The following is a 10,553-nucleotide window of genomic DNA, read 5'->3' as shown; positions in this document are numbered from 1 at the left end:
CAAGATACAAGCGTTCATTTTTCCTCGGATCCAAGATACAAGGGGGCTGGCTCCCCGGACCCCGATGCGTTGCCGGCTGGCAGGAGACAGCGCCGCAGGGAGAGGGCCAGATTTTCCATCATGCGAAAGTAAGCATCGGGGCCTGGAGCCAGATCGCTGCCCAGGGGATCCAGGATGCCATACCGCAAGCCAAAATCCTTGAACAGGCCTTGAACCCTGTCGGAACGAAATTGGGGCTCACTGAACAGGCAGGCCACGCCGGAGCGCCGAATCTGTTGGTGCAGCTCCACAATACGGCGTGCCCCGGGCGGCTGTTCCGGATGCAGGGCCATGCTGCCAACCCCTTTGACACCATACCGAACTTCAAAATATTGATAGGCATCGTGGAAAACGATAAACGGATGGCCTTGCAGAGGGTGCAGAAGTTCGCGCAATTTGCTGTCCAATTGCCGCAGTCGCTCCTGTTGCAGCCGACCATTTTCGGCAAAAAGATTTTTTTGCTCCGGCCAGATCTCTCCCAGAAGGTCGACCAGGGCAACGATCAGGATGCGGGCGTTGTCCGGGTCCAGCCAAAGATGGGGATCCAAACCGGTTGTGTGTGCCTGGTCGTGAAGAAAATCGTGGCCATCCCGGGGATCATGTGGGTGACCTGACCCATTTTTCAGGTCGGGCGACGCACCTCCCCCCTGTGCCTCATGATGATGCGACTCCCAGGAACCACCCCGCCGACCAGGCAGAAGGTGAACTCCGGGAAGCTCCAGCAGGGAGAGAATCCGGCTCCGGGCCGCCAAGGTGGTCAGGGGGCGCTCCAGGAACGTCTCCAGATCCTTCCCTGCCCGGACAATCAATCGTGCCTTTTCCAAAGAACGGACATCCGATGGCCGCAGGGCGTAGGTATGAGGGGAAGATGCCCCCGGTAAAAGCAGAACCGGTTTGGCAAACCCTGCCATGGTGCCCGATACAAGAGAGTGCAGAGGCATGATGGTGGCAACGACAGAACCATCGGCATCCGGCGCAGCCTGGGCAGGTGGGGCCAGCAAGAACCAGAGACACCCGCAAACAAGCAACAACATGGAACGCAGGTGCGAGCGCGATCTTCCGGGTTGGGATGGTTTCCTTCCCGACTCCTTGAAAGTATCGATGATCGATCCGTACAAGTTTTCAAATGCCTGAATGTTGGCAAATTCTCTTTTGATTTGGGCAACGCGATGCCACTTTTGGAGTTGCCGGGCGCTCTCCTGGTCCCACAACCGTTCTGCCAGCTGTTCGGGATCGTCATCCATCCGGGCTCGCACATAGTCGGGTGGTGGCAGGTGACTCTTTCCCAAAACCTTCCCCAAACGCAGGTGGAGCCGCCAAGTGGCCACGCTCCTGGCAAAATCCCCTTTTTGCCTGCAAATTCGTTTCATCCCTTCCCGGAGCAGGTTGACTGCCAAAAGGTTGATGTGCATGTTGCCGTCCCGAGGTGCCGCCATGGTTTTCGTCCTGCCTGCTTTTGATTAACCCATTGTAACTATTTACCACATGGCCACGAACTGGGGTCCAGGGGGCTGGCTCCCTGGCAGGGCCTAAGACGGTGTCCTGGTGGGGTTCGGGGCGAAGCCCTGACAAAGGCTTTCATCTCCTGGCTTTTCTTGAAAGGGTGCTGAATAGTGACGACCCATTGGAGTCATACGCCAACCCAGTATTTTCAATCCACCTGTTCCAACTCGCGCTGAATGCGTTGCTGCCGATCGTCCGCATCCGTGCCACCCTTGTGCTGAACGGCCCCATCCCTGCCCCCCTTTTTTGCGGTTGTCCCAGATTTCTCGGACAAGGCAGGAGAGACGGAGCCAACAGGGCTTTGGCCAGAAAGTCGGGCGCGGTGCCAACGGCGCAGGGCAACACCCAAAAGCACTCCCCCCCCAAGCAGGAACAGAAAAGGCCCGGCCCATAGAATCAGGTTGCTCCCCTGGCGGGTGGGTTCCAGGTAGATATAATCGCCGTAGCGGTCGTGAAAATATTGACGAACTTCTGCCGAATCACCCCCATCCCGCACTTTTTGCCGAATGACCTTGAGCATGTCCTTGGCCAAGTCGGAATTGGACTCATAGACCGACTGGTTTTGGCACACCGCACAGCGCAACCCCTGGGCAATGTCACGAACCGTGGCTTCGTCTGGATCCTCCTGCCGCTCACCAGCCAGGACGGGCAAAGCAAAGAGGATCGCCAGGGCAACCAACGGAAACAGCAAGATTTTCCGGACTGCACAGCCCGGCGATGACCGCTTCATGGGGTACCCTCCTTGCCACCCGGCTCCTGGGCCATCAAGGGCAGAGCCACGGCTTCAAACCATCCCGGGTAGAGCGGCCCCGTATGCTTCAATCGGATACGGCCCTGTGGATCGACCAGATAACTTTCCGGGGCGCCGTAGACACCCCAATCAATGGCGATACGCTGATCGGGGTCAAAAACGTGCCGATAGCCGGTTTCCCCGTAGCGACGCAAAAACGCCTGGGCATCCTCCACGGTATCCTTGAAATCCACACCGATGATGATGAAGTCCTGCCTGGATTGGACCTGTTTCGCCAACTGCACCAGATAGGGATGTTCCTTCCAGCAACTGCCACACCACGAGCCCCAAAAATTGAGCATCACCCAACGTCCCCGATAGGCGCTCAGGCGAATTTTTTCCCCACCATCCAGGGCCTGGGCGTCAAAGTCCGTGGCGGGGCGATTGATCAGCGGGGTGGGAATCATACGCGGATCGTTGCCAAGTCCCAACGCAAAGAGGGTCAGAATGCCGACCACTACCAGCAACAAGAGCGCTTTCCACCACATACGACACTTCCTTAAAAAAAACGCGAAAGAGATGGTTACACTTTATCCGGGCTTTTCTTGCAAGGGCGCTGAATCATGACTACATTCTTTCAAGCCCCTTGTTTCCTTCGCAACCGTCTCCCCTGCAACATGGACAAGCCGACCCCCAAGGCGATCACGCACGCTCCCCACCAAATCCACATGACCAGGGGGTTCAGATAGACCCGGAAAGCCCAGGCTCCATCCGCAACCTGGTCTCCCAACACGACATAGAGATCTTCCCTCCAGGTCGAGTGGATAGCCGCTTCGCTCATGGGTTGGGAGCTGCCGTCGTAGATGCGTTTCTGGGGCAGCAGGGTCAGGGACTCCCTGCCTTTGTCCGCCTGGATCACTGCTTCGTTGGCCTGCCAGTTGTGTCGCGCCGCCCGACCCATGGAGGCAAAAGTCAACTGCCAAGGGCCCATATGCATGACATCACCCGGACGCATGACCAGATCCCGTTCCTGCTGAAAGAGCCCCGAGCCGATGAAACCGGCGACCATGAGCAAAACACCCAGGTGGGTCACCAAACCGCCATAGCGTCTCTGGTTGCGTATCACAAGGTGCCACAGGACGGTCGGCCAGGCCCGGCCATCCCGTTGCCGGCGTGCTGCAACCCCCCTGTACAGATCCTGCGTATGGGTGGCCAGGACAAACACCACCAGACTTGCGCCGATAATCCCGTAGGGATGACGCACACCCACCAACCAGACCGGCAGGATCGCCAGCAGGGCCAGAAGCAAAGGCCACCTGAACATGCGTCCCAACGCTGCGGCAGTGGCGCGCCGCCAGGGAATGACCAACCCCATCCCCATCAAGGCCAAGGTGCCAAGCATGATCGGGACAAACACCTTGTTGAAATAGGGAGCCCCCACCGTCACCTTGGTTCCGGCCAGGGTCTCCATGGCCAGGGGATACAGCGTCCCCAGGAGAACGGTCAGGGCGGCAACCATAAAAAACATGTTGTTGAACAAAAAAGCGCTCTCTTTGCAGAGGATCGTATCCAGACGGGGTGTGCCACTCCGGAGGTGATCCGCACGAAAAACCAGCACCCCAAAGGAAAAAAGCAGCACCACGGCCATGAAAATCAGGATGAACACCCCCCGTCCCGGGTCGTTGGCAAAGGCGTGAACCGACGACAAAACCCCGGATCGGACCAGGAATGTTCCCAGCAGCGAGAGGGAGAAGGTGGTGATGATCAAAAAAAGATTCCAGGTACGAAACATGTCACGCCGTTCCTGCACCATCACCGAGTGCAAAAAGGCGGTAGCGGTGAGCCAGGGCATGAAGGAGGCATTTTCCACCGGATCCCAGGCCCAATAACCGCCCCAACCCAAGACGTAATAGGCCCAATAGGCGCCCAAAACAATACCGGTGGTGAGCATGGCCCAGGCAAACAGGGTCCACCGCCGCATGGCCAAAATCCACTCGGTGCCGGAGCGACCATTCAACAGGGCGGCCATGGCAAAGGCGTAGGGAACCGAAAAACCCACATACCCCAGATAGAGAAAGGGCGGGTGAAACACCATGCCCGGATCCTGCAACATCGGGTTGAGATCCCGGCCATCCGCCGGTGCCGGGAAGAGCCGTTCAAACGGGCTGGAAAGAAACAACACCAGCAACAAAAAGCCCACCATGACCGCCCCCAGAAGACCCAGCAGCCAAGGCATGGAAAGCGGATGCGTCGACCAATGCCGCCACACGGCCACAGCAGAAAAAACAGCCAAAAACCACACCCACAGCAGCAGAGAGCCCTCATGCCCCCCCCACATGGCTGTGGCAAGGTAAAAAACAGGCAGTTTCAGGGAAGCGTGTTCGGCCACATAGCGCACGGAAAAGTCATGCTGGAGAAACGACATGATCAAACCCAGGCTCGCCACAGTCAGCAACAGGGCCACCATCAAGGCTGCCTGGCGCCCCACGCGAACCCAGGCCGGACGAGCCAAAATCCCTCCCAACACACCAGCGCCGGTCTGGGTCAAGGCAAGGACGAACGCTGTCAATGCGGCAAAATGTCCGACTTCAATCCACATGGCAATCACTGCACCGATTTAAGAATGGAACTCTGCGCCTTCTCCAGCCCCTCTTTGGTCATGGAGACTGGCACATAATCTTCAGAATGTTTGGCCAGGACCGTTGCTGCCTCAAAATGGGGAAGATCGTGGCGCCAGACACCCTCCACCACGGCCCCCTGTCCCTCCCGGAACAGATCCGGCAACACGCCGTTGTAATGGACCGGCACATCCCCATGGCCATCGGTCAGGGTAAAACTCACCTCCAGAGTGCCGGTCTTGCGAACCAGGGAACCGTTTTGGATCATGCCGCCAACCCGCACCTTCCGGCCCGCAAAGTCAGCCGACTTTTGGCGAATTTCCGTCGGAGTGTGAAAATAGACCAGGGAGTCGGTGAACGACGTGTAGAGCAGGGAGAGCAAGGCCCCCCCCACCATGATCACAGTCGCCAACAACATGATCCGTTTACTTTTTCTGTTCATGGTTCCAAACCGTGTCTCTTTTTATCGGGGCTTCGCCCCGAACCCCGCCAGGAAGGGCGCAGCCCTTCCTGGACCATCCCAGTCTTTTAAACGTCCGGCCTTTTTTCGAGAACCAACCTGGCCTGCAAATGCCGCCTCTGCCGTTGCCAAAACAGGGTCAAACCGCCATAGACCACCAAGGCGACACCATAGGCGGCCAAGACATAACCCATATAGTCACCCATGATCATCTCCTTCACTTTCGAGGATATCCAGCTGGCGCTGCGCGGCCACGTTTCCAGACTTGAGAATGACCAGATAGGCCGCCACGGCCAAACCCGCCACGGCCATGACGATCAATGGGGTCAACAGGGGGCCGGCAATGGCTGGCTTGAGCTTCCCTTCAAACGAGGAGGGTTGATGCAGAGTGCGCCACCAAACCACGGAAAAATGGATGATGGGCAGATCCACCGCGCCGATCAACGTCAGGATGGCGGTCGCCTTGGCTCCTTTGGCAGGTTCATCGAGCGCATGACGCATGGCCATCACCCCGACATAGATGATCAACAGCACGAGCATGGAGGTGAGCCGGGCATCCCAGGCCCACCACGCCCCCCACATCGGTTTGCCCCAGATGGAACCGGTGGCCAGGGTCACCAGGGAGAACGCCGCCCCGACCGGCGCCGCCGCCTCCGCTAACACATCGGCGGTGGAAAAACGTTTCCAGAGAAAAAGCAGGCTGGCTCCCGACAAAAACAGGTAAAGGAACAAGGCCATCTGGGCCGAGGGGACATGGATGTACATGATGCGGACCGAAAGGCCTTGCTGGAAATCCGGCGGGGCATGGAAGACCAGAAAAAGACCCGCCACCAGCAAAAGCAGAGCGGTCCATCCCACCCACGGTTGGATTCGGGCCAAAAATTTCAACACGATCGCTTCACTCCTCGACCAGCCAGCCAAAACCCCACGGGGCCATGGCGAGGTAGACCACATCAAAAATGACCAGGAGCTGCAACCAGGGCCCCAAATCCCCGCGTTGGGTCAGGACGATCCCCGTTGCCTGCACGCCGGCAATCAGCAAAGGCACCACCAACGGCAAGAGCAACAAGGCAAGAAGCGTCTCCCGCGCCCGGGCCGCCCGGGTCAGGGCAGCCAGCAACACCCCCAGCCCCGTCAACCCCAGGGTACCCAGCAGCAGGATCCCCAAAATCCCGTGCAGCCGGTCCCAGGCATCCACATTGAACAGCACCAGCATGCAAGGAAGAAGCAGGATCTCCACGAGCAGCGTCAGAGCCAGATTGCCCCACCACTTGCCAAGATACAAGATCCCACGTGGCATGGGGGAGAGAAGCAGCCCTTCAAAAGCGTCATCCTCTTCCTCGGCCTGGAAGACCCGCCCCAAACCAACCAGACTGGTGAAGAGCACCGTGACCCAGAGCAACCCGGGCAACAACCGGGTCGCCTCCTGACGGTCCGGCTCAAAGGCAGCCTGAAAAACGACCAGCACCGCAATGGCAAAAAACAGCATCGCCGACAAGGTGGAACGACGCCGAAAATCCCCGACCACATCCTTCCAGGCGATACGGTAGGCCGCCCTCAACAAGCTGTTTTCCCCTTCTCCCGAGGCAAGGCGAGCAGACGGCCCGCCTCCAGACGATAAGGAACGTGGTCCAGGACCGCCACCCGTTCCGGGTCATGGCTGGCCATGACCACCGTCCCGCCATCGGCCAGATAGACCCTCAGCATGTCGTTCAACCATGCAACACCCGCTGCGTCCAATGCCGAATAGGGTTCATCCAGAAGCAGGAGCGAAGGGGCAGCCAACTGGACCCGCGCCAAGGCCAACCGCTTGCGCATCCCGGCGGAAAAACCCCGCACCGGTCGCCGGGACGAGCGCCCCAGACCCACGGACTCCACGGCGAAGAGTAGTTGTTCCGGCGTCGTGGCCAGGCCGCGAAGATCGCAGAAAAAACGTAAATTTTCCAGGGCATCCAGATGCCCATACAGATGGGTGGCATGTCCCAGAAGCATCAACTGCCCCCGCGCCACGTCATACCCTTCCGACACATCCATCCCGTTCAAGACATACCTTCCCTCCCGCAGGCGAAGGCGGGTGGCCAGGATCGACAACAAAGTCGACTTCCCGGAGCCATTGGCACCGAAGAGAACCGCGCACACCCCCGGCCCGGCATGTAACGCCACGCCATTCAAGACCCGTTGATGCCCGTAACGGTAGTGGATCCCCTCTATCAAAAGTTCTGCCATGGATGCCTGGATGCCGACTATTTTCCCGGGGAGAGGACTCTCCCCTCGAACCCTGTCTGCCGTTTGACCAACTGCGCCGCCAATTCGGCCTGTTTCTGGGTGGCGAAAGGCCCCAATCGCACCCGGTAGTGGGACTGACCGCTCACCGTGCCGACTTTCTGGAAGACAGGAACCGGGTGTCCCTCGAAGACCACCTTCTTCACCTTCTCCTGGATCGCGGCGGCCCGATCGGCACTGCTGAAGGAACCCAACTGCACCGAATAACTCCCTTTTACATCTTCCGCATCCCCACTATTGGCTTCCCTGGCTGGACGATGCGACACCTTGGCGTGTTGTTCCGGAGGTGCAGCGGAGGGCGCGGCTGGGGGTGCGGAGGGCCGCGCCGCAACCTGTTCTGTTTTGCCACGCGGCGGCTTGGCCGTCGCCGGCTCATTGTGGGATTGTTTCCCGTTGGTTTTGGCCTTGGGAGGGGGGCCCTCTTCCGGCTCCGGCATCACCTCTTCGCGTTGTTCCTTTGCGGCCCAGGTGCCAATGGGATCCGCACCCCCTTCAGGCTTTGCGGCCACGGCTGCGGGCGGAACCTTGTTCCCTTTCCTGGCCACGGCAGTGGCTACGGCGGCGGCAATCGGCACGCTCCTTTGGCCACCCTCGGCCTGGGCAGCCTGGGCAGCCCCGGTTGCCTCTCCAGGCGCGGCGGCACCGGCAGGTTGTTCATCCACCTGACCCGGTTGCGGCGGAACCACGGCGTGAGACTGGGTGCTCTCGAAAATCGGCGCCGGCTTGACGGTCTCGATCCATGGCCGTTTGGCATCCTCGGACGGTCGATTGGCCGGGGCCACCACCAATGGCCGCCGGATATCCTCGACCACCGTCTGCTTGGGATCCTGGATCATGTTGTAGATCACTACGACCAGGATCAAACCAAAAATGACCCCGCCGACGATCAAAAATATCTGCTGTTCACGGTTGGGAGATGCTTTCATGATCCTTCCGTTCCGATGCCCACCCGGGCCCATCCAACGCCCGGGGTCATCCGTGCCTTCCTGGCACTGCTAGAATTGCACCCTCTCGACCCCGCAGAGGTTCCCACATTCAAACCTCCAAAATTTTGGGGAAATCCGTCAGATTTCGACATCCCGTTTCTTCGACGACGACCACATCCTCCAGACGCACCCCCCCCATATCCGGATAGTAGAGACCGGGCTCCACGGTCACCACATGCCCCACCTCCAGGACCGGACCACGCGGCCCGATCCGTGGTGCTTCATGAATATCCAGACCCAGGCCGTGTCCCGTACCATGAAAAAACCCTCCCTGGCACCCTTCCGGGGTTGGACCCGTCACAAAACCGGCATCGGTCAAATGACGGCTTACCGCAGCGTGAACCTCTGTTGTCGCCACACCAGGACGGATCCGGGCAATGGCCACCTCTTGAGCCTGTCGTACCGCCTCCCAGGCACGTCGCACCCGGTCTGTCGGCCTGCCCCGGCAAACGGTCCGGGACATATCCCCCCAGTAGCCACTCTCTTCCACACGCGGAAAAACATCCAGGATGATCGGCCAATGAGCCAACAAAGGGCCCGAACCGGGCGCGTGCGGATCAGCCCCCTGACTGCCACCCGCCACGATGGTATTCCGGGCGAAGGCCCCCTCTTCCACCAGACGGCTGTGGATCCGTGTCCGAACCCGTTCACTCGTGAGCGGAGCACCATCCAGGTAGAGGCAACCGTCATCACCGATGACCGAAGCAATAATCAGGCCAACCCCCGCTTCCATGGCACGTCCCGTGATGGCCAGGGCCTGTTGGATGGCGTCGATCTCATCCGGGCGTTTACGCTCCCGTTCCGGCCAAAATCCGTGGGTTGCCACTTCCACGCTCACCCCGGACCGGCGCAGGGGATCGGCCAGGCCAACGGGAAAATCGTGGGGCACCAGAATATGCCGCGAGCCGACCGTCTCCAGGAAACAAAAGATCAAGTCGGCTGTTTCTGGAGATTTTCCGGGATTTTTTTGCAACCAGCCCTGCCGCAGGGGCTCCCAATCATGAACCACCTCCACTCGCGCCAACCGGCGGATCCGATCGATCTCCAGGACCGAGGTCACCACATGCCGGCGCCCCGATGCCTCCCGAACGAATAAAAAGGGATCCGGGGTCCACACCCCTGTGGCGTAGAACATGTCCGCCGAACTTTCGCTGGCGGCATAAATCAGTCGTGTGGTCATGGTCAGGCCTGCCGCAACACTTCGATCACCAGTTTTTCGATGCCCTGCCCCACATCGCCGATGCCGGCAGCACACATGTAGGCGGCAGAAGTGATGATTTTATGGGCTTTATCCACCACGATAGCATCCACCGCGCTGTTTTGGTGCCGATTGCCCATGGCCTCGATGGCCCCGGCTGTTCCGGAATCGTCACCGATGGTCAAGGTCAACCCCTGGTTGGCGAAAATACGGGAGATGACAGCTGGCGTGATACACAGTGCGCCAATGGGTTTGCCGGCCTCGCGTACCCCGCGCAGGAAGGAGGCCACGATTGGATTCACCTCGGCCTGGGGACCGGCAAAGGCCACCGTCGAGAGGTTTTTGGCCGCCCCGAACCCACCCGGCAAAATGACGCCATCCACATCGGCCACCGCCACGGCGGCCAGGTCGCGAATCTGGCCCCGGGCAATCCGGGCCGACTCCACGAGCACATTGCGGGATTCGGGCATCTCCTGTCCCGTCATGTGGTTGATGACGTGATGTTGGGGAATGTCCGGCGCCATGCAGATCGCCTCGGCTCCGGCCCGATCCAAAAAAAACAGCGTCAAGGTCGCCTCATGAATCTCCGCTCCGTCAAAAACGCCACACCCGGAGAGCAAGACCCCAATACGTTTTTTCGCCACTGTTTGTATCTCCTGTTAACGATCTTTCACCACCCGGAACGAATCGGGGTCCAGCAACTGTCTTGACTGTCAAGCAGTTTCTGTCAGGGGGG

Annotated in this window: 12 protein-coding genes; all 12 read right to left on the bottom strand. The window is 59.5% G+C overall.

Going from position 1 to position 10,553, the window contains the following annotated elements:
- Window positions 1-14: 14 nt before the first annotated feature.
- The 12 genes from HQL63_14770 to elbB all read right to left on the bottom strand — a co-directional run bounded on the left by HQL63_14770 (window position 15) and on the right by elbB (window position 10,461).
- Window positions 15-1,475 carry a zinc ABC transporter substrate-binding protein gene (locus HQL63_14770; protein ID MBF0178088.1) on the bottom strand — a complete coding sequence of 487 codons (1,461 nt, stop codon included), beginning with the start codon at window positions 1,473-1,475 and terminating at the stop codon, window positions 15-17.
- Window positions 1,476-1,690: 215 nt separating this feature from the next.
- Entirely contained in the window at window positions 1,691-2,272 is a 582-nt protein-coding gene (locus HQL63_14765) for a cytochrome c-type biogenesis protein CcmH (protein ID MBF0178087.1), read from the bottom strand.
- Window positions 2,269-2,820, bottom strand: a complete 552-nt coding sequence (locus HQL63_14760; GenBank protein MBF0178086.1) for a DsbE family thiol:disulfide interchange protein — start codon at window positions 2,818-2,820, stop codon at window positions 2,269-2,271. Before HQL63_14760 ends, HQL63_14765 begins: the two co-directional genes overlap by 4 nt.
- Window positions 2,821-2,909: 89 nt before the next feature.
- A complete protein-coding gene (locus HQL63_14755) occupies window positions 2,910-4,871 on the bottom strand; it encodes a heme lyase CcmF/NrfE family subunit (protein MBF0178085.1) in 1,962 nt (653 codons plus the stop codon).
- Window positions 4,872-4,876: 5 nt separating this feature from the next.
- Complete coding sequence (gene ccmE / locus HQL63_14750; protein MBF0178084.1) at window positions 4,877-5,332, bottom strand: cytochrome c maturation protein CcmE; 456 nt, start codon at window positions 5,330-5,332, stop codon at window positions 4,877-4,879.
- 86 nt (window positions 5,333-5,418) lie between these two features.
- The gene (gene ccmD, locus HQL63_14745; GenBank protein MBF0178083.1) at window positions 5,419-5,556 is read right to left on the bottom strand and encodes a heme exporter protein CcmD; all 138 of its coding nucleotides are present in this window, start codon (window positions 5,554-5,556) and stop codon (window positions 5,419-5,421) included.
- Window positions 5,549-6,304: a cytochrome c biogenesis protein CcsA gene (ccsA, locus tag HQL63_14740; protein MBF0178082.1), complete on the bottom strand. Its 756-nt coding sequence runs from the start codon at window positions 6,302-6,304 to the stop codon at window positions 5,549-5,551. The genes ccmD and ccsA overlap by 8 nt, the downstream gene beginning before the upstream one ends.
- Window positions 6,249-6,914: a heme exporter protein CcmB gene (locus HQL63_14735; GenBank protein ID MBF0178081.1), complete on the bottom strand. Its 666-nt coding sequence runs from the start codon at window positions 6,912-6,914 to the stop codon at window positions 6,249-6,251. Before HQL63_14735 ends, ccsA begins: the two co-directional genes overlap by 56 nt.
- On the bottom strand, window positions 6,908-7,576 hold the full coding sequence (ccmA, locus tag HQL63_14730; protein ID MBF0178080.1) for a heme ABC exporter ATP-binding protein CcmA: 669 nt from the start codon (window positions 7,574-7,576) through the stop codon (window positions 6,908-6,910). The genes HQL63_14735 and ccmA overlap by 7 nt, the downstream gene beginning before the upstream one ends.
- A gap of 17 nt (window positions 7,577-7,593) precedes the next feature.
- Entirely contained in the window at window positions 7,594-8,559 is a 966-nt protein-coding gene (locus HQL63_14725) for an SPOR domain-containing protein (GenBank protein MBF0178079.1), read from the bottom strand.
- 109 nt (window positions 8,560-8,668) lie between these two features.
- Window positions 8,669-9,799: an aminopeptidase P family protein gene (locus tag HQL63_14720; GenBank protein ID MBF0178078.1), complete on the bottom strand. Its 1,131-nt coding sequence runs from the start codon at window positions 9,797-9,799 to the stop codon at window positions 8,669-8,671.
- A gap of 2 nt (window positions 9,800-9,801) precedes the next feature.
- Window positions 9,802-10,461 carry an isoprenoid biosynthesis glyoxalase ElbB gene (elbB, locus tag HQL63_14715; GenBank protein MBF0178077.1) on the bottom strand — a complete coding sequence of 220 codons (660 nt, stop codon included), beginning with the start codon at window positions 10,459-10,461 and terminating at the stop codon, window positions 9,802-9,804.
- Window positions 10,462-10,553: the final 92 nt, after the last annotated feature.

It is taken from the genome of Magnetococcales bacterium, assembly GCA_015231175.1.
Lineage (GTDB): Bacteria > Pseudomonadota > Magnetococcia > Magnetococcales > DC0425bin3 > HA3dbin3.
Note: the sequence above shows the minus strand (reverse complement) of the source record. Positions and strands in the feature narration are given on the sequence as shown.